This is a genomic window from Lederbergia galactosidilytica, from assembly GCF_017873565.1.
Taxonomy (GTDB): Bacteria; Bacillota; Bacilli; order Bacillales; family Bacillaceae_C; genus Lederbergia; species Lederbergia galactosidilytica.
This window is the reverse complement of the sequence record NZ_JAGGKH010000014.1, coordinates 14,719-34,269: the sequence shown is the minus strand read 5'-3', so window position 1 is coordinate 34,269 and position 19,551 is coordinate 14,719. Positions and strand designations below refer to the sequence as shown.

The 19,551-nt window shown below is 38.6% G+C and carries 20 protein-coding genes and 2 pseudogenes; 10 read left to right on the top strand and 12 right to left on the bottom strand.

Features of this window, described 5'->3' with window-relative positions; genetic code table 11:
* Positions 1-303 precede the first annotated feature (303 nt).
* From J2Z23_RS14755 to J2Z23_RS14730, 6 genes are all read left to right on the top strand, one after another.
* Positions 304-804: a sigma-70 family RNA polymerase sigma factor gene (locus J2Z23_RS14755; RefSeq protein WP_057987978.1), complete on the top strand. Its 501-nt coding sequence runs from the start codon at positions 304-306 to the stop codon at positions 802-804.
* On the top strand, positions 794-1,807 hold the full coding sequence (locus J2Z23_RS14750; RefSeq protein WP_057987976.1) for an anti-sigma factor: 1,014 nt from the start codon (positions 794-796) through the stop codon (positions 1,805-1,807). Before J2Z23_RS14755 ends, J2Z23_RS14750 begins: the two co-directional genes overlap by 11 nt.
* Complete coding sequence (locus J2Z23_RS14745) at positions 1,798-2,103, top strand: hypothetical protein (protein WP_057987973.1); 306 nt, start codon at positions 1,798-1,800, stop codon at positions 2,101-2,103. The genes J2Z23_RS14750 and J2Z23_RS14745 overlap by 10 nt, the downstream gene beginning before the upstream one ends.
* Before the next feature lie 183 nt (positions 2,104-2,286).
* Positions 2,287-3,102, top strand: a complete 816-nt coding sequence (locus J2Z23_RS14740; protein ID WP_057987971.1) for a lipid II flippase Amj family protein — start codon at positions 2,287-2,289, stop codon at positions 3,100-3,102.
* A gap of 10 nt (positions 3,103-3,112) precedes the next feature.
* Entirely contained in the window at positions 3,113-4,015 is a 903-nt protein-coding gene (locus tag J2Z23_RS14735) for a helix-turn-helix transcriptional regulator (protein ID WP_057987970.1), read from the top strand.
* Between the two features lie 53 nt (positions 4,016-4,068).
* Positions 4,069-4,551, top strand: coding sequence for a GyrI-like domain-containing protein (locus tag J2Z23_RS14730; RefSeq protein WP_209974373.1), 483 nt, complete (start codon positions 4,069-4,071; stop codon positions 4,549-4,551).
* Positions 4,552-4,654: 103 nt separating this feature from the next.
* On the opposite strand, the pseudogene J2Z23_RS14725 reads toward J2Z23_RS14730, so the two are convergent.
* Together J2Z23_RS14725 and J2Z23_RS14720 are read right to left on the bottom strand one after the other, a co-directional pair.
* Positions 4,655-5,507 (bottom strand): annotated as a pseudogene (locus J2Z23_RS14725) (pentapeptide repeat-containing protein).
* Positions 5,508-5,578: 71 nt separating this feature from the next.
* The gene (locus J2Z23_RS14720; RefSeq protein ID WP_209974371.1) at positions 5,579-6,442 is read right to left on the bottom strand and encodes a Cof-type HAD-IIB family hydrolase; all 864 of its coding nucleotides are present in this window, start codon (positions 6,440-6,442) and stop codon (positions 5,579-5,581) included.
* Between the two features lie 117 nt (positions 6,443-6,559).
* Between J2Z23_RS14720 and J2Z23_RS14715 the strand changes: the two genes are divergently transcribed.
* Positions 6,560-7,408: an alpha/beta hydrolase gene (locus J2Z23_RS14715; protein WP_057987966.1), complete on the top strand. Its 849-nt coding sequence runs from the start codon at positions 6,560-6,562 to the stop codon at positions 7,406-7,408.
* A 521-nt stretch (positions 7,409-7,929) separates the two neighbouring features.
* On the opposite strand, the gene J2Z23_RS14710 is transcribed toward J2Z23_RS14715, so the two are convergent.
* From J2Z23_RS14710 to J2Z23_RS14680, 9 genes and pseudogenes are all read right to left on the bottom strand, one after another.
* Positions 7,930-8,322, bottom strand: a complete 393-nt coding sequence (locus tag J2Z23_RS14710) for an NUDIX hydrolase (protein ID WP_057987964.1) — start codon at positions 8,320-8,322, stop codon at positions 7,930-7,932.
* 153 nt (positions 8,323-8,475) lie between these two features.
* On the bottom strand, positions 8,476-8,601 hold the full coding sequence (locus J2Z23_RS22635) for a hypothetical protein (RefSeq protein ID WP_274387273.1): 126 nt from the start codon (positions 8,599-8,601) through the stop codon (positions 8,476-8,478).
* Between the two features lie 320 nt (positions 8,602-8,921).
* The gene (locus J2Z23_RS22795; protein WP_420795724.1) at positions 8,922-9,008 is read right to left on the bottom strand and encodes a putative holin-like toxin; all 87 of its coding nucleotides are present in this window, start codon (positions 9,006-9,008) and stop codon (positions 8,922-8,924) included.
* A gap of 477 nt (positions 9,009-9,485) precedes the next feature.
* On the bottom strand, positions 9,486-10,295 hold the full coding sequence (locus J2Z23_RS14705; protein ID WP_209974369.1) for an alpha/beta hydrolase: 810 nt from the start codon (positions 10,293-10,295) through the stop codon (positions 9,486-9,488).
* A 23-nt stretch (positions 10,296-10,318) separates the two neighbouring features.
* A complete protein-coding gene (locus J2Z23_RS14700) occupies positions 10,319-10,840 on the bottom strand; it encodes a GrpB family protein (RefSeq protein ID WP_057987960.1) in 522 nt (173 codons plus the stop codon).
* 12 nt (positions 10,841-10,852) lie between these two features.
* Positions 10,853-11,356: a hypothetical protein gene (locus J2Z23_RS14695; RefSeq protein WP_057987958.1), complete on the bottom strand. Its 504-nt coding sequence runs from the start codon at positions 11,354-11,356 to the stop codon at positions 10,853-10,855.
* A 33-nt stretch (positions 11,357-11,389) separates the two neighbouring features.
* Positions 11,390-11,799 (bottom strand): annotated as a pseudogene (locus J2Z23_RS14690) (DUF6157 family protein).
* Between the two features lie 328 nt (positions 11,800-12,127).
* A complete protein-coding gene (locus J2Z23_RS14685) occupies positions 12,128-12,946 on the bottom strand; it encodes an ABC transporter ATP-binding protein (protein WP_064468476.1) in 819 nt (272 codons plus the stop codon).
* A 108-nt stretch (positions 12,947-13,054) separates the two neighbouring features.
* Complete coding sequence (locus J2Z23_RS14680; protein ID WP_057987954.1) at positions 13,055-14,029, bottom strand: iron-hydroxamate ABC transporter substrate-binding protein; 975 nt, start codon at positions 14,027-14,029, stop codon at positions 13,055-13,057.
* A 299-nt stretch (positions 14,030-14,328) separates the two neighbouring features.
* On the opposite strand from J2Z23_RS14680, the gene J2Z23_RS14675 reads away from it, so the two are divergent.
* The 3 genes from J2Z23_RS14675 to J2Z23_RS14665 are packed head-to-tail and all read left to right on the top strand — an operon-like array spanning position 14,329 to position 17,392.
* On the top strand, positions 14,329-15,342 hold the full coding sequence (locus J2Z23_RS14675; RefSeq protein ID WP_057987952.1) for a FecCD family ABC transporter permease: 1,014 nt from the start codon (positions 14,329-14,331) through the stop codon (positions 15,340-15,342).
* Entirely contained in the window at positions 15,339-16,361 is a 1,023-nt protein-coding gene (locus J2Z23_RS14670) for a FecCD family ABC transporter permease (protein WP_057987950.1), read from the top strand. Before J2Z23_RS14675 ends, J2Z23_RS14670 begins: the two co-directional genes overlap by 4 nt.
* A gap of 17 nt (positions 16,362-16,378) precedes the next feature.
* Positions 16,379-17,392, top strand: coding sequence for an NAD(P)/FAD-dependent oxidoreductase (locus tag J2Z23_RS14665; protein WP_064468477.1), 1,014 nt, complete (start codon positions 16,379-16,381; stop codon positions 17,390-17,392).
* Positions 17,393-17,541: 149 nt separating this feature from the next.
* Here J2Z23_RS14665 and J2Z23_RS14660 read toward each other — a convergent pair whose 3' ends face one another.
* Positions 17,542-19,518, bottom strand: coding sequence for a hypothetical protein (locus tag J2Z23_RS14660; RefSeq protein WP_238456178.1), 1,977 nt, complete (start codon positions 19,516-19,518; stop codon positions 17,542-17,544).
* Positions 19,519-19,551 lie beyond the last annotated feature (33 nt).

Genomic DNA, 19,551 nt, shown 5'->3' with positions numbered 1-19,551 from the left:
CTGGAGTTTTCATACGATTTCGACTGTATTTAAAAAGTCAGCTATTAGCGCCTATTTCTTTTCGCCTATTTACCTTAGCCTTTTTCTACTTATTGCAGTCTTTAGGTTGATAAAATCAAGGAAATCTGTTTATTAGGATAAAATACCTGTTCTGAATTTAAACGTATCGATTTCTGTTTTATTAGGTATTAGTTATTCTGAAACCATACTACCGAATAAAACTTTGCTAAAATTTATTTAATTATGGGAAATTGCAACTTTTTGTTTACCTTAAACGTGGATAAGATGAAAGGGGGAGTTTGCTTGGAGCTTGAAGACGTTTATGAATTGTATATGAATGATTTGTATCGTTATTTACTTTCCCTTTCACAAGATCACTATGTAGCAGAAGACCTTTTACAAGAAGTTTTTTACAAGGCATTTATTATTATTGACGATTATGAATTTAGCCATATTAAAGCATGGTTGTTCAAAGTTGCTTATCATACCTTTATTGATTATCAGCGAAAAAACAAGCGACTGGTTTTAAAGGATAACATGGAGAAGCATCTGCAAGCAGATTATACAACCCCTGAAATAAATATAATTGAGAAAGAAGCTCTTACTTCGTTGTTAACAGATTTAAATTATTTAAAAGAAAACGAAAAGCAAGCAATTCTTTTATCTGATTTTCATGAACTCTCATATCAAGAGGCAGCTGATATTTTAGAGGTAAAATTAAATACGTTTAAAAGCCATTTAATGAGAGGGCGGAAAAAACTTGTAAAGATTATCAAAGAAAGGGTGAAACAAGATGACCAATAAAATCAATAAAGAGGACGAAAAGCTTTATCGAAAGATCCTCCACGATGCCAAGCAAAGTTTACAAGGCGGTCCTTCTGAGGAAGAGCAAAGAAAAATTATTAAAACAGGAAAAAATAATGCCCGTTTAACCAATATCTTAATCAGTTTGGCGATCATCCTCTTAATCTTACCCATTCTAACCCTTACAACCTTTGTGTACTATGGATTTGGCGGTAAAGCGGATCGGCTAATGGATGTAGCAATCTATACTGTTTATGTGACTGAACCTAATATCAGCCTAAGACCAATGGAAATCGAAGATGATATCGGGCTATTCTCAATGCATGTTTTATTTGATGTCTATAAACGGATTGGCAAAGAGGATTATAAGGCTGGGGATTATGATATCCTCTTTAACCTTAGCCAACCTGATTTCCTCAAGAAAAATTATTACTTGGATCGACCAATGCCGGAAATTCCAACCAAGGAGGCAGAAAGATTGCTTCACCCTACAGCCGTTATTCCATTTTGGGTCGGTGAGGAATGGAGCAAGTTAAATGGATTGCCTGATGGAACAGTAGCAGAACTTTACCTTTCGCTTTCAGAGGTACTCGATCCAGCTGAGGTCAGCCAACTTATGCCAAAAGGTGTTGAGGTACGTTGGCTGGCCGTGGATACAGGACTTGAGGCCGAACAGCAAGATGTTGATGGCCTCCCGTTAACACCGATTGGTTATCCAGTACAGGTTGATTCGACAACGTGGTCACCTTTTAATGGCAGAGAAAAAAGTAATCAAGAGGTTTTCTTAGACCTACTTGATACTATGGAACAAAATGAAGATGTAGCCGTAAAAGTTGCAAGTGCGAAATCATTGGCTCTGAACGAGAGAATCGCCTACTTGAAAGAAAATGATATAAAAGTTTATGGAGCTGTTGTAACAGGGCCTACTCCTGAATTAAGAAAACTCAAGGATGTAAAAGAATTTCGTGCGATGAAAGTGGGGGAGGTAAAATTATGGAATTAAATAGGCAGACCAAACGACATCATAGCTTCTTAGCTGTTGTAGGTTTGATTTCCTTCCTTCTCGGTCTATTCTCCCTCGCTGGATTGAATGCCGGTTTGATTTTAAAGACAGATATAATTCCCGGTTTTTTATTTTATCAACTTCCCTTCCTTGGTCTTTTCTTAGGCTTAATCGGCCTATTTACAGGAAAGCGGTCGAGATTGTATGCTTTCTGGGGAATTGCGTTGAATGCTTTTATCTTAGTCTTTATTACTATGATGTTTATTCTCGCTTGGATGATTAATGTAAAACCTTAAACATTGGATCGAAGTCAAAAATTCATAGACTCCGATGAGTGCTGAGTTTCCCAATTTCTTTTTTCGTAATCCTTATTTCATTTCGAGGATAGGAAGACTACAGCCATCCCCTTATTCTAGTAAAAATCCGTTCCACAAGGAGCAATAGGTGTGATAACATAGGTAAAAAAAGGATATGAAGTTTTGGAACTTATTTCAGAAAAATTAATCTTTATTGCTCTATTTATCTTTATTATTCATTCCATTGAAACACTCGCTTATGCGGTTCGATTATCTGGTGCTCGAGTACGGTTATTAGCTTCCGCGCTCCCGTTATTTAATCTCATGGTGATCGTCTCAAGAATGGCGAATATGATGCAACAACCCTTTACAGGGAGCTTAATTGATAGTGCACCTAAGGGCAATGCGTTAGAGTTTGTCGAGAGCCAATACAGAGTTATCATTGCCTCCTCTACTTTAGGAACGGTTATCGGCATCCTTTTACTCCCTACTTTTATCGCTTTATTTTCAAGAGCGATTATCCATTTATCGGAAGAAAGGGGCTCAATTCCGGCGCTACTAAAAAAAGGGTTCACGATCGAATACATAAAACGGGGCTTCAAACATATTCATTTGCCAAGACGCTCCTATGTAAAAGGGATCACCTGGAAAGATTTTCCCATCAAGTTATTTATCATTAATATGCTAATCACCGCGATTTACACAATTGGCGTTTTATCGGCTTTGTATGCCTCATTACTTGCTCCTGAAAGAGCCTCTACAGCCATTATGGCGTCAGGACTGATTAATGGCATTGCAACGATTTTATTAATCATTTTTATCGATCCTAAAATATCCATTTTGGCAGATGATGTCATTAATCAAAGGGGAAGCTATGCTACACTCAAAGGCGCCTCTTTAATGATGATGACTTCTCGTTTATTCGGAACCATCCTCGCCCAGTTATTTTTCATTCCAGGGGCGGAATATATCGCTTGGTTTACAAAATTTATTGTGTGAGGAGATACAGATGAAACTTGATCGACTTTTACGGATAACGATGGTCTTACTTGATCGAAAAAAAGTGACCGCTCAAGAGCTAGCGGAGGAATTTCATGTTTCGATTCGAACCATTTATCGTGATATTGACACATTAAGTAGTGCCGGAATTCCCGTAATCAGCTATCAAGGTGCAAATGGTGGAATCGGTTTAATCGATAATTATCGGATTGACAAACATTTTTTGAAAGCAGAAGAAATCACCTCTCTCTCCATAGCTTTAAAGAGCTTACTCACAGCCTACGAAGACCCAAGCGCAAAAGCTGTCTTGGAAAAAATACGCCAGATTGTCGGCCATGATTCTGAGGAAGTTTATTTTTTTATCGACGATAGTCCATGGGGACAAGATGTACACATCAAGAAAAAGCGAACCGTTTTAAAGTCGGCGATTGAAACGAGCACATGTGTGAAATTTCTCTATGGAAATAATGCAGATTCCTTCCGTACAATTGAGCCCCATACCCTTGTTCAAAAAGGGCGCTCCTGGTATGTTTACGGTTTTTGTCTACAGCGACAAGCTTTTCGTCTCTTTAAATTAGCAAGAATAAAGGATTTGCACTGGAGCGAGCAGACGTTTCAGCGAAAAAAACTGGAGTTGTCCAAGCTTCCTTGGGACAAAGTTTGGTATGATCATAATGTCATCACCTTAAAACTTGCGTATCAACCAGACATTCAAGATATTATCGAAGAGATGTTTGGTGTAGAAACAATCGATGAAGAAAATCAAACTGTCACCTTGCAGCTCCCTGAGAACCAATGGTTATACGGATTTCTACTAAGCTTTTCCGCCAAAATCGAAGTACTGGATCCACCGCATATTAGGGAGATTATCCAACAGCAAGCAAAAAAAATATTAGATGTATATAAAACATGACAGACTGTTGTCAGGTTTCAATTGATATAGTAAGTTAAAAGGTGGTGAAAATCATGACTAAGCCAAACTTGCAAAAGAAAGATGCATTTAAAGTGATGGGCATTTCAGTAGAAACTTCTAATGAAAACGAAATGACGGATCAAGCCAAAATCCCTGTTTTATGGGGTCGCTTTTATCAAGAGCAGCTTTCAATGCAAATTCTCGCTTTAAATTATACTGTATATGGTGTGTATTCGGATTATGCTACAGATGTAAATGGCACTTATCAAATGACCATCGGGCAAGAAGTGGACAAGGATACACAGTCAGACGAATGGGTAACTAAAACCATCCCCACTTCTCAATATCTTGTCTTTACATCTAAAAAAGGTCCAATCGTCCAAATCGTCGTGGAACTTTGGCAAGAAATTTGGGAGTACTGTAAAGAGAAAAACATTCAGAGAACTTATACAGGTGATTTCGAAGTCTATGATGAGCGCTGTGCAAATCCTGAAGATGCCCAAGTAGAGATTTATATAGCGGTAGAGGAAAAATAAACTATCGGCATTCGCTTTGTAAGTGGATGCCGATATCTGATGGGCGCACAAGGAGAAACGCCGAAAATTGATGAGACATACAAAAATTCCCTTCAGAATAATATCAGTAAATCCAATGAGATGGTCGTTGGATATGTGGAGGTAATAATGTCTTCACATCCCCTTTAGCCGAATTAATTTGCATTTGAGTTAAAAACATACTTGAAGATAAGTTCGCTCCCCTCAAATCAACATCTCGCAAATCAGCACCTATAAAGTCAACACCTCTTAAATCTGTATTCCTCATATCTGCAGCAATCAAATAAGCTCCCCTAAAGTCTATCCCCTTTAAATCTTTACCTTTTAATTTTTTTCCAATCCAGTCAGTTCTTTCTTGATTATAATTTTTGATAGGTCTAGTGCCAGACAGCCTTGCAATTTGGTTTTCCCTAATATATTTACTGGTCTCCGTAAGCAATTTGTTTAATGGATATCTGTACACCACAAGATCAAGTGATAATAGCTCTTCAGCATCAAGCTCTATTAGACTTTGCAGTTCTTTTAACTGATCACTTAATTTATCAGACAATGCACGGGGAATGTCGTAAGTCAAAGCTTCTGCTGTGTAAGCAATCATTTCATATAGTTTGTTCCATGACCGGAAACACTTGGAACATTTTCTTGCCCATTTTGGGATTTTCTCGCCAACTTTGACCTTTAAATGTGATTTGAGAAACGGCTTGTCCAGCACCTAAACAGTCAAATACAGTACAGCCCTTAAAACCCTTTTCTCGCAGATTACTGTGGATTTGACAACTATAATTAGTTTGTAGATGAACACAAGCTGTGCCTGCTTGTTTGTTAATGGGAAAATCACTTGATGCTAAAATATTAAGTGCCGTACAACAAAGACCAAAACATTGCGTACAATCTGCTGTTAAGCTTTCTCTAATCTTTTTGGCTGTTATATGATCCATTTTATCCCCTCTTACCATTTCGATTTGTTAAATCGACCAAATATCCAGCCTATATTCAGGCATTTTAGTGATTAAAATAAATACTTCGAAAACGCATGAAAAACGCCGTCCTCATCATTGGATAAGGTGACATCATTGGCCATTGCTTTTATTTCATCTGGCGCGTTTCCCATCGCGATCCCTAATCCAGCAAACTCTATCATATCAAGGTCGTTATAATAATCCCCGATGGCCATCATTTCCGATTGCTTAATATCAAGAGAATCTAACAAATGGATGAGCGCTTTCGTTTTATTTGATTGAGCATGAACATATTCTCGATGAAACTCTAAATCAATCCTTCTTCTAAGACGCTCCGGGATAGCTAAAGGAATTTCCTGCCATCCTCCCACTTTATTCAGATCCCCTATCGTACATTTCATAATCTTTTCCTGGAGAGTTAAAACATCCAGATGAAGAGTGGGTGTGATTTCATATACTTGATATTGTTGTTCATGCACATCTTCCATCCACTCCACATACACATCAAAAGCAGTACACAGGGAAAAATGAATATGATGACGGCGGCAATAGTGAATTAAAGAAGCAATGTCTTCAACAGAAAAGGAGTATTCCCCAATTAGTGCTTGGTTCGCCGTATTAATGGTGGCCGTTCCATCATTTGATACTAAAATCCCTTTAAAATCCAATTGATCAATAATCCGTTTTGTTTGCATAAAATATCTGCCTGTCGCTAAAACAATATGAATACCTAAATTTTGTGCCTTTTGAATCGCTTGGATATTCTTCTCAGAAATATTTCCATCTCGATTCAATAATGTTCCATCCAAATCTATAGCAACAAACTTATACATGAAATCCCCCACTTTTTTAAACTTTGAAAGACAAAAGCCTAACAACTCTTCTTTATGTATATGGACATCCGTATCAATCATTTCCTGCAATCCTCCGCATTTTTTGAATGGCAAGTATAATCTGTACTACTCCTGGGTGTAAAAGTAGAAATAGCGGGTACCATAAAAAACACGGAAAGATTTCTGGAGGTGCTCGAGATGTATAGCAGCGGTCATATTTCTGGATACGATGGCGTGAACCTATTTTACCGTAGTTGGATGCCCGAAGAATCACGTGGACTTTTAATTTTAATCCATGGAGCTGGTGAGCATTCAGGACGTTATACTCATATTGGTGAAATCTGCATGAAGCATCAACTGGGGGTGCTTGCACCTGATTTACGAGGTTTTGGCCAATCAGGCGGCCCCCGTGGACATGTTAATAAATTTACAGATTATCTCAATGACTTAAATCAATTGATAGAATCATTTCAAGTCCAATATCCTTCTGCCCCATTATTTATTTTTGGACATAGCTTAGGAGGGCTCATTGCAATTCGCTACGCTCAAATTTACCCTCATAAAGCAAAAGGATTTATCTTATCTGCTCCCGCATTAAAGATCCGATTTCCTTTACCCCTATTTTTAAGAAAAACGGTGGAATTCTGTTCTTGGCTTACTCCTAAATTATCGATCCAACCTTTTAAGTGGTTAGGAATCATAAAAAAAGTCCGCTTTTTAGGGCAGCTTTTTCCAGAACCTGATGCAGATTTGATAGAGGATCCACTCTTTACATTTGAATACACTCCACGATGGTTATCGGAATTGACACGTACCGGGATGCACGCTTCATTAGATACGGCGAAATTCCGTTTTCCGCTTTTATGTCTTTATGATCAACAGGATCCTATTGTCCATCCTGATCCAATCTTGCGCTTTTTGGATTCCCTCTCTATTCAGGATAAAAACTATGTTCTCTATGAAGATGGGCTACATAGACATTGGGATAAAAATCATTGTGAACATGCATTGGAAAACGTTATGACATGGTTAACACCGCGTTTGTAGAATGGAGAAAAATCTAACCTGCTTTTAGCTGTATGAAAGGACTTAGATAGTGAAACTTCATTAGGGGGGATCTTTCATCCCCTCCTTCCCCCATGCATTCTGAAATGGAGTCTTTCTCATGGAAAAGTGCACCGACTCATTCTACTGCCTATGAATATAGAGACTTAAATAAGATTAGTGAACTACTCACCACTTAATTTTCTAACGAAAATTTGAAGTGGGAGCTTCTCAGTTCCCCGATGAAAGCAACCTTCCATTTCCCTGAGCATTGCTTCCCGCCGTTCCAGCGGTTCTATCGTTACCTTGGATATTTTACACACAGAAGGACAACTTGTTTTTCGTATATTTGATTCTCTGTGCAACCCTATATATCCAGTTATCAAAGAACACTTATACTTACTATATCGATTTTTTCTGAGTAGTAAGTAAATTCAGCTTGCGCCAACCGAAATTCATCTCCACCTTATTGTTGGGCTATGCCCTGTACAAGCTTGAAGATAGAGACTTCTTTCGGAAATCTGTTAAAAAGAAATACAAAAAGGATGTTCATCCTCATCTAATATTTTTATAAATCGTTCTCTAAAGTTTGACCATGTAACCATGTTCAAGGCTTCTTCAATGGAAAAGAAACCTACTTCTAAACTTTCACTACTCGTTCTTAATTCTCCCCCCCAACAAGTCGCACAAACACTTGATTTTAAATTGTGATAAATACCACAAAACTTGGTTATCTCTATATCTATTCCAGTTTCTTCTTTTACTTCCCTGACAATTCCATCTTGAATAGTTTCTCCTAACTCAATTATTCCTCCTGGGGCTTCCCAACCTTGACGAGGGGCTCTAATAAGTAAGATTTTTCCTTCATCATTAAAGACAACGGCTCCAGCAGAGAGAGAATGTTTAGGACTAGACATTTTACCATACCACCTTTTAATTCATAATCCTATAAATTTTAACCATTATTCCTTATAAAGCTTGCAAATTACTTTAGAAATCAGTTTATTTGAATAACTAAATGAACATTTCGATTATCGTAAATTTATCACTTTATACAAAGTCCTTCCCCTTTAAACATTTCTCCATTCTCTCATTCGTTTGCTGGAAATACCTATTCTCATGTCTCCCATATTTAAAAAGCCATGTTCCATTCCTTCATATTCTTCGATAGCGATCTCATTTCCTGCATCAATCATTTGTTTCTTAAATAATTTGTTTTTTACTTAAAGGCATTGAGAATTTTGGGAGTATCCTCCTTTGTGCCGTACACATCCATAATATTATGCTAGTAAGTTTTTACAATGGCTACATTCACAGTTAAAATTCTGTTAAAAGCTATGTTTTCTTTTTAAGAAGAAAAGGGTATAATGGTATTAGTAAATGAATACATTAAAAATGACTGAAGGTGCTGTAACACCTCCAGCCTATACAATAGCTAGGTTCCCTGCAAGGGGGATCAGCACGAATGTTAGCAGATAAAATCCACCGAAACGAGCCGCAAACTCAAGGGTGGATTTTATTTTTTGTTATTTTTATCTGACATAATTGCAACAATTAACGCTCCAAAACTTACCATAAGCATCAATGATTCTGCAACTGTCATAAAGCATCACCCCCTTTCGGGAGTGTGCTAACCACCCTTGAGTTAACCAATATGCTATTGTCCTCTAATTATACCATCTGAAAAAGGTTAAATACATTTATTTTCTGTATCTCAATACCCTCGACATCTTAATTCTCCCTTTGTTCTCTTTATGTCTAAGTCCTTCAAAAGTATGTCATTAGGCAGTTTCCCAATCCATAAAGAACGAATGTTAGTATATAATATGAAATATATACAAACGTTTGGAGTGATTGAAGTGCTGAATCTTATAAAAAGAGAATCTGACATAAAAATACTTATATAGATCATCTACTTAGTAATTCCCCACTCTAAGAATTCAGGGGATAATTAGAGGCCGAATTACTTTCGTGCAAAAGGTTGGATCTTCTACATCATAAAGATGATTCCTCATCTACAAACGAGGGTTAACCATGTCATAACGTTTTCCAATGCATGTTCACAATGACTGTCCGTGCCTTAATTGACGAACCCCATGCCCTTTAAAAACTCCGCCATTCTCTCATTCGTTTGCTGAAAATATTTATTTTCATGTTTCTCATATTTAAAAAAGCCATGTTCCATTCCTTCATATTCTTCGAAAACGATCTCATTTCCTGCATCAACCATCTGCTTCACAAATAATTTATTTTGTTCATAAAGGCCATTGGGAATTGAGGGAGTATCCTCCTTTGTGCCGCACATCCATAATGTTGATGGTAAAGCTTTTTTAATATTATGGAATGGAGAGATTTCGCTCGCTTGATCTAATAACTGAGGATATCTCCTTTGCATAATATCTATTCCATCCATACCTGCCCCAAAGATGATCAGCGCATTGGGGATATGATCACGCGTCTGACTATAATGGGGCTCATCATTTAAGTGATCAAACATTATAGAAGAAACACATACATATCCACCTGCAGATGAACCACACATAATAACTTTTTCCCGATCACTTCCTAATTCATCCGCATATTTACGCACCCAGCGAACAGCAGACTTTGCATCGGCAATCGCATGTTTCGGGGTAAATCCCTCATCATGGCCAGCCCGATAGTCCACACAAATCGCAACCATGCCAAGCGAGGCAAAATAATTGGCTTGGTGTTGAAAAACGGCTGGGGATTGGGGGTTCTGTTTAAACGTACCACCAATGAAAAAGAGAATCACCGCCTTATTTTTCTTTTCTATCACAGGCTCGAAAATATACAGCTTTACATCTCTTGTTCCAATCCTTTTAAAAGTTTTCTCGATCACTGGAAAATCAAACTTCGGCTCTCTCATCTTTTCGCCTCCCACCATTATATTTATATAAAAAGGTCCTCATTATTTTTGAGTTTCTCTACAACTTCATTGATAAATCTTTGCTTTCCCTGCTGATAGCGCTCATGTTCTTCGGGAAATTGTGCGGCTAATGCGACTTTCAACTCCCCATATCGCTTGGCCGATTCTGGATGTTGGATGAAGTAATTTTTGAAAGCTAAATGAAGCTTGATATGGTCATGACCTGTTTGAAAAATATGGACATGATGGGTTCTATTTAATTGTCCCTTAGGAAAATATCTTCTTCCCTGAATGCCATTTTCTCCTCTTGGCTCATATCCGAGTTCTTCCATCCTTTTATAATATTGATCTACCTTTTTAATTTCTTTCACAACGATGAGAATGTCGATAATCGGTTTTGCATAGTGAATGGTCGGCACAGATGTACTGCCAATATGAAAAATATCTACTAATTCTTCTTTAAAGATTTCCTTTAGCTTTTGAGCCTCTTCTGAGTATTGTTTAGTCCATTCCCCCGTCCATGGACAGATGTTTGTTTTTCGCATTGAACCTCCCCCCTAAAGTGGTCCACCTTCAAAGCCCATCGGCCATCCATCTGCTTTGAATTTGACTTTATATTGAAAAGCTTCTGGATAGTCCCCATAAATGAAAGCAAGTGTAAAACCAGGAAGTCTTGAGCCTTCAAACGTGAAAAAGTGGCCAATTGTAACTGTGGATAGCTCATAATCACTTTCCTCTAAATGAGGAAAAAAAGTTTTTAAATAACGGAAAGTTTGTTGGAGATGCCGAGGAAATTGTGCAAAGATAGCCTCTGCTATCAGTAAAAATTGATCATCTGGTTGTTGATGATTACCATGAACAATGACTTCGACTTCTTCCCAGTCCCCGATTTGGATCGAGCAAAACCATTCTTGCGGAAGACAAGGATCTTCCTCTCCCCCATCATTAGCTAACCCTAAAGCTTTCAAATCTGCTTTAGTCAGTGATTTAGACAGAATAAGTTTTTTGCGTAAAACTTCATTCATCTTTTCTTTAGCATATTTTGCTTCTTCAAATATCATTTCATTTCGCTCCTCCTTTCGTTTAATAGTCCGTTAGATGTTATTTTTCCTTTGAGAACGCATTCCTTTTCGTTTTTGAATCTGATCATTATCTAAAAACTGCTGATACTCTACACTATTCACCCCGTAAATCGCAATTTTTCCTTCTTGATCATAATGAATCCCCCAACCAAACTTTTTCACTAAGGGGGAAGCTCTGAAACAGGCTTTTGGTTTGCTAAAAAACTGTTCACGCAATACAGCGAGATTATTTGACTCCAATTGATTTTTTAAAACATACGTTTTAAATTGAACATCTGCTTGGGTGTATTTATAGGGTTGATTCTTATGAGGTCGTATTCAATCGAGGCAATTGTTGGCTTATTGTTTTTTACGACTGGCACAATCCCCTCTGGGACAAGAGAATCTTCAGAAACAGTGATAAATGTATTTTGATAACTCATAAGCGTTCCCACTTTCCAATTATCCGTTAACAACCATGTTAATTCTATTGTACATAAAAGTCGCTTCTTTGAATATTTGTTTTAGATAATCTCCTCACTCTTTCTTCAATTAGTCATATCGTAACTTTTTCCCTCGCCCTCAACATGTTCCCCCCAAAAAATCAAGCTTAGGAGAAACCTCACAACCAAGGCATAAAAAAAGACATCTAATATGCTCGTTTCCGAGCTTAGATGCCTGACCACGTATTTTTAATTGATTAAAAAGTATAAAGTTTTAGTCTAGTGCCTTGATCCACGTCTTTAGCAGTTCTAGCTTAAATCAAGCATTTTAAGATGTTGCTTTTTGTTCATCCGCAAAGAGACAACGACCTTTTCCAAAGGGAATACAAAGGGGTGTTCCGAAAATCGGATCACAAGCAATTTGGCATTTCATGTCAAAGACTGTTTTTACTAACTCAGGTGTAATAATTTCCTCTGGTTTCCCATGCGCGAAAATCTTTTTATCTTTTAATGCGACAATATAATCTGCGTAACGACTAGCTAAATTTAGATCATGTAACACCATCACAATCGTTCTATTTTCCTGCTCATTCAGTTCAAAAAGGAGGTCAAGAACATCCACTTGATGGGCCATATCTAAATAGGTAGTTGGTTCATCCAATAAAATAATTTCCGTTTGCTGGGCTAATGTAAGAGCAATCCATGCTCGTTGCCTTTGTCCGCCTGATAATGAATCAACTGGCTGATCAGCCAACTCACTCATATTGGTAGAGTGAAGCGCATATTGAACTGCTTCCTCATCTTTTTTTGACCATTGTTTCATCCATTCACGATAAGGATGTCTTCCTTGTTTTACGAGTTCATAGACAGTTAAGCCATCAGGAGTTACAGGTCCTTGAGGCAAAATCGCTAATTTTTTCGCGATATCCTTCGTTTTCAGCTTCGCAATTTCTTTACCATCCAGCATAATCTGACCTTGCTGTGGTTTTAATAAACGGGCTAGAGATCGCAATAAAGTGGATTTGCCGCAGCCGTTTTGACCAATCAATACGGTGATTTTCCCTTTTGGTATTTCGATATTTAAACCATCTATAATAATACTATCCCCAAAACCAAGTGTTAAATCATGTGCTGACAAAGTTTCCACTAAGCTCACTCCTTTCTGGCCAGAATGAAAGTTACTATGAACGCCGTAACCGTACCTGAAATTTATCCACTCTATTTATTTTACTATATTTTTGCTTGTTCAACACAATTATTTTTTTAATGTCTCTAGAAAGGTATCAATTGTTTTGGTTGAGGCGATCAATCCCTTATTTGTCCAACTATCAGCTGCATTCAATACGTACACTTGGTTATTTTTTACTGCTGGGATGCTATTCCAAACTTTACTATTTTCCAGTACATCGAGACCTTCTTCTCCTTCAGCTGCTAATAAAAAGACATGATCTGCATCCAGTTCAGATAATTTTTCCAACGATAAAGCTTCCCACTGTGGTTTTGCTTCACCTAGCTCATCTATAAACTGTGGATAGTGGACACCTAGCTCAGAATAGAGCACTTTTGCACTATGGCGATCTTTTTCAAAAACAAAGTATTTTCCACCAATTACCCAAATGGCAGCAACTGTTTCATCACCAATCGTATCTTGCACTTCTGTCTTTGATTCCGCTACTTTCTTTTCATAATCGTTTATAGCTTGTTTAGCTACATCTTCTTTTCCGAGTAGTTGTCCAAATACATCTAACTGTTTTTGCCAATCATTTACTGTTTCCTCATCCATCACATAGGTTGGGGCAATTTTTTGATAATCCTCATATGTCCCTTCATAACTGTCCATTGTATTTTCTAAAATAATCAAATCAGGCTGATAGCTAAGTACTTGTTCTAATGGAAGGGTCCATTCAATGTTCGGAACAGTTTGCAATTGGTCCTCTAAATGGTTTTGGACCGAGGTGCCAATTGCCCATTTCGCCACTGGCGTTACACCAATAGATAATAATGCATCCTCATGAAATGGGGCTAATACTTTTTTGGCATTTAATGGGATTGTCACTTCCCCCATTTCAGAATCTAAGGTAATTTCTTTATTATTTTCCTCAACAGGAGCCTTGTCCCCTGACTTTTCCGTTTCCTTTTGGGTATCATTGTTTCCGCAACCAGCTATAATGAAAATGATCATGATGAGCATGATAAAAAAGCTATATTTATTTTTAGATAATGTGTTCATCCATTTATCTCCTTTATGCTATAATAACATTTACTGGTAATGATAATCACTTTCAATTATGTTGTCAATAAATATTTAAACCCTTAAATGCATGTTCAAATAGATGGAGTAAAAGGACCCAAGTTGGCTAAAGTTTATACAAATTCTGTTCTGTGATCGCTTCAATACGAGACATGTCAGCCAGGACGTACTATTACGAAGCAACAGGACGTTGCGACTTGAGACTGCCTGCAAGTTTAGCTGTTCATCCATTTCCCTACATTTGAACATCCTCTATAAGAGAGAAATAGGAGAATCATATGCGTTCCGTTATTCAATATTCAAGCACATTAAAAATAATCATTAATCTCGCGGCTTTATGCGCAATTATTTTATCTACTGGATTAGCCATTTCTTATGGATCCACAGAAATAGAACTGGGTACAGTTTGGGAAGCCGTTTTTCAATTTGACCCAGAGCTTTCTTCACATCAGATTATCCAGGAGTTACGCTTACCACGCGCTTTGTCCGCTGCTTTAGTTGGGGCATTTCTCGCCGTTTCGGGCTCGATAATGCAGGGGATGACGCGAAATCCTTTAGCTTCTCCATCGATTATGGGAGTAACGGATGGGGCGGCCTTTGGTTTAATGATGATTCTGGCCTTTTTTCCATCTACCTCTAATCTTGGCTTGACTTTAAGTTCTTTTATCGGTGCGGCGCTTGCCGTAAGTCTCATATTTATGATCGGTTCATCTTCAGGTAATGGATTGACTCCTGTGAAATTAGCCTTAGCGGGAGTGGCGATCGGGACATTGCTCCGTTCGATTACTTCCATTCTTTCCTTACATTTTCAGCTGGAAAAAGAGATGGGTTTTTGGTTAGCTGGAGGACTGGATAAAACAAACTGGTCATCGGTTCAAATGTTGGTCATTTTCGGTGCCATTGGTTTACTGTTTGCTTTCTCCATCGCAAAATCGATGACCGTTCTAAGCTTAGGTGAAGACGTATCCATCGGATTAGGACTAAACAATGCGATTATTAAGATTATAGGCATTGTGGCGGTATTTATGCTTACAGGTGTTTCAGTCTCTGTTGCCGGTGCCATCGGTTTTGTTGGATTGATTGTTCCCCATATCACCCGTTTCTTAATGGGAGCTGATTATCGTTGGATTATTCCATCTTCCGCTCTCTTTGGCTCACTTTTAGTTATTCTATCTGATTTAGTATCGAGAATGATTAATGCACCTTTTGAAACACCCGTCGGGGCCATCACTTCACTAATAGGGGTTCCGTTCTTCCTTTATTTAGCAAGAAGCAAGGGGGAGAAAAAATGAATATAACTCAATCTAAAAAACAACGTAATTTCTGGCTAATTATCGCCTTTTTAATCTTGCTTATTTTTATAATGTTTTTTGTTAGCTTAAGTGTTGGTGTGATCCAGATCTCCCCTAGAGAAGTGATCCAAACAATTTTTAATCAAGGAACAGCTCAACAAAAGCTTGTTTTGTTTGATTTTCGCTTACCAGGGATTGTCTTATGTTTACTCATTGGGGCTGGCTTGGCCGTATCAGGAACGATTTTACAAGGGATAACGCAAAATGAATTGGCTGATCCAGGAATCATTGGGATTAATACAGGAGCAGGTCTTACTGTCGTATTATTTATCTATTTTTTCCGCGACCTTCTTCCGGCATCTGACCCATTATCTATCTTTATTATGCCATTTGCTGCTTTAATTGGAGCGATCGTGGCAGCGCTCTTCATTTATTTACTCGCTTGGAAAAAAGGGGTAAGTCCTACTCGACTGATCTTAGTTGGGATTGGAGTCAATGCAGGGTTTGGTGCCCTCCTCACCATCTTGCAATTACGCATGGATCCACAAGATTACAGACAGGTAACTGTTTGGCTATCAGGGGACATTTGGAATGCGAACTGGGCTTTTGTTCTTGCTCTATTGCCTTGGATGTTGCTCTTAATCCCGCTTGCCTTGCAAAAAGCAAAGACTTTAAATGTTTTTACATTAGGGGATGATGTAGCTTCAAGCTTAGGTACTCCCGTCGAAAGAGACAGACGGATTTTATTGCTCCTGGCTGTTGCGCTTGCGGGGGCTTCCGTTGCAGCTGGAGGAGCTATCGCGTTCATTGGTTTAGTTGTTCCCCATATTGCTAGAAGAATCATTGGCCCCTTGCATCAATATATCATTCCGATCTCAACATTATTGGGAGCCTTATTATTAATGGGGGCGGATTTATTTGGTAAAAACTTGCTAACTCCCACCATGATCCCAGCTGGGATTATTGTCTCGATTATCAGTGCACCTTATTTTATCTATTTATTAATGAAAGTGAAATAAATTCAGGAGGTCTTTTTATGGTTAAGCAAGATGAAGTATATGATGTCACAATTATCGGTGGTGGACCAGTAGGTTTATTTACCGCTTTTTACAGTGGAATGCGCGAATTGAAAACGAAGATTATTGAATATCTGCCCTATTTAGGGGGCAAAGTTTCCTATTTTTATCCACAAAAAATTATCCGTGATATCGGTGGTCTCCCCCATTTATCTGGTGATGAATTAACGGCCAATTTAATCGAACAAGCGAAAACATTTGAGCCAACGATTGTCCTAGAAGAGCAAGTGTTAAATTGCCAAAAACATGAGGATGGTTATTTTATTCTAACAAGTCAAAATGGAGCAAAACATTATACAAAAACGGTAATTTTAGCAACAGGATTCGGATCTTTAAAACCAGTTGAATTAGAGCTTCCTCATGCAAAAGAGTTAACAGAAAAAAGTTTACATTACTCCATTCATGACATCGATCGTTTTAAAGGAAAACATGTTTTGATCTCTGGTGGCGGAAATTCAGCCGTCGATTGGGCTAATGAATTGGAACCCATCGCTGACCAAGTCACATTAATCTATCGTAAATCATCCTTTAAAGGGATCGAAAGCAATGTGACAAAAATGAAAAATTCCAGTGTACAAGTATTAACTCCATATGAGCCAACGGAATTAAAACAAGAAAATGGACGGCTCGCTAGCGTGATCATTCAAAATACTGAACAAACTACTTTTGAGGAAGTAAAGGTCGATGAGCTCCTCATTAACCACGGATTTCATATCGACCTGGGACCGATCACAGAATGGGGAATGGAAATCACGGATGCTGGTATTGTCGTTGAATCTTCGATGGCAACCTCCATTCCAGGCATTTATGCTGTCGGAGATATCGCCCAATATGAGAATAAATTACCTTTAATTGCGGGCGGTTTTAATGAGGGGCCAATTGCAGTCAATAGTGCCAAGCTTTACATACATCCGAAAGAACCTTTACCCCATTTATATTCCACTCATTATGAACCTTTAATTAAGGCTGATTAGAACTTAAATCGCTCTGATGATAGGTTGTCATCAGAGCGATTTCGTTGATGTGTACTTAAAAATCCATTAAAGTGATTGTTTTTTTCCATTCAGGATGTTTGTTGAAAATAATGTTGGTTACTAAAATGAGATTAGCCATATAATCTTAATCAAATCCGTCGTTTACTGACTCGATTGAAGCACCAATGTACAGCAAACAGATGAGACAGCGGCACAATAAGTAATCCGTATGTGGCAATCACAAGAACAATTAGCGATTCAGGTCTCTGTAGCAAGACCACGATTAGCACGAGGATGATTCCCATAATAATTTCCTTGGTCACACGGTTTTGCAGGATTCGTAACCACGATTTGCCAGCCAAACGTAATGGGAAGTCACGCTTCGCCTGTAGTGTTGCGGTAATCAACGCACTAATTGCTGTTGCAACACTGAAAGCAATAATGAATGCAAATAGTGAAAGATTCTGCAACCATACAAGATATGCTGCAAACTGCGCTTGGAGTATCCCCTCTTCGGCAATGTACACTACTTTTAGTTCTCCATTGATATCATGATCACGTAATGCTTGTACATCAAGTCCATGTCGTTCTAATAATTGTAGCGTGGCAGCTACACCAGTAAACACTATGTTGCCGCTCGAGATCATCGATGTCAATGTAGAATCATTGAAGATGTCGTACAACGATGGAACAACAATGAGCAGCACATTATTTTTAAAGTGAAGCCTTTCTCCCCCTCCTCCTTGAGCTACGGGGATTTTAGCTTCATTGGTTGGTTGAAGGAACTGCATTTGTTCGCTTAGATCCTTAGAGTGCCCTTCTCTCGACAATATCTTAATCTCTGCTTGAATTTCATCAACAAAATCATCTGCCATATTGGATTGAGAAACAGGTGTAACAACCGCCTTTTTCGCACCTTCAGTGACTAAGTCAAGCCAACGCTGGTTTACGAAAGATACAGCCGAGTATTCGCCGAATTCAGCAAGTGGCCACATATCTTTAGTGTAAGTATAAGAAAGTGCTACCCCTTCAATCGATTCCGCATCCTTTACCAGCTCCCCAATCATTGGTTCGATGCGATCCATTTCGTCAATGTCAGTTGCAAAGACAATCGATACTTGGTCTGCCAGTTTCTCCCACTGCGCCATTTCAATTGCCTTCGCAGAAGAGTGTTTATATGCAGACCAGGCTGGTCCAGCCGTAGCCACGACTAAAACGAATGTAAGTGCTTGAATCACATTAGCTGTCGAGCGGAAACTTTTTACTGCCGGTTGTCTAGTGGCAAGCATTGTAGCACTCGGCCACGCTGAGGCTGACATGATAAGTGCAGCAAGCGTGGATATACCAATAATAACAGCCTGCAGACTAATGAGTACTTTGAGGAATGTGCCGATATACATCCAGCCATGAAAAACACCTACATAGCTTGCTGCAGCCATAGTTACAGATCCTGCCGAAACGAGTAGCGTCCCACTGAATTCTGTTAGGTCCTGCCCTTTTATCCGCATAGTCGGGCACCCGCCTAGAACTTGAAGTGCACGACCTCGGGCCCTTGCTGATAACCAGAACAGCGCAAGTGATGAAATCAATGCGAATGAGGCAAGAAGTACAATAGTAAATCCCCTTTCCAGCACAACAAATATAAGACTATCTAAGATGGAGTCATCCCAGCGCTTAACTTCCACTCCATCACTATTCAGAGTGTCTTCAAATTCAGCCAAATGAGTTGTGTTGCCAGTCACAAGATAGACCCCATCAGGATAGGAAAAAGCAAGTCGATCTTTATCAACAATCTGTGCTTTCTTGCCACCACTGAACCAAGTAAAATGATCGGGCAGATCCCCATCCTTTAGTGCAACAAAAATTTGTCCATCTCCATTTTCAGCAAGATCTGGGGCAATTTTAACTAGCCCAAGATCCATACTTATATTGAGCTCTTCTAATTTTGAGAATGCTTCAGTAATAGAAAACTCTGATTCGGTGAAACTAATACTAAGCCTGCTCTCACTCCCAATCGCCTTCGGAAAATCTCGATCATTTAGATCGGTAATAATGGCAGCCAACAATGCAAGTAATGTAAACAGTGCAACTGAAACAGCCGCTATAATCCGTTTATACATATTCATTTTCTTTTCACCCCTCTTTCTTTTTGAGCTTCT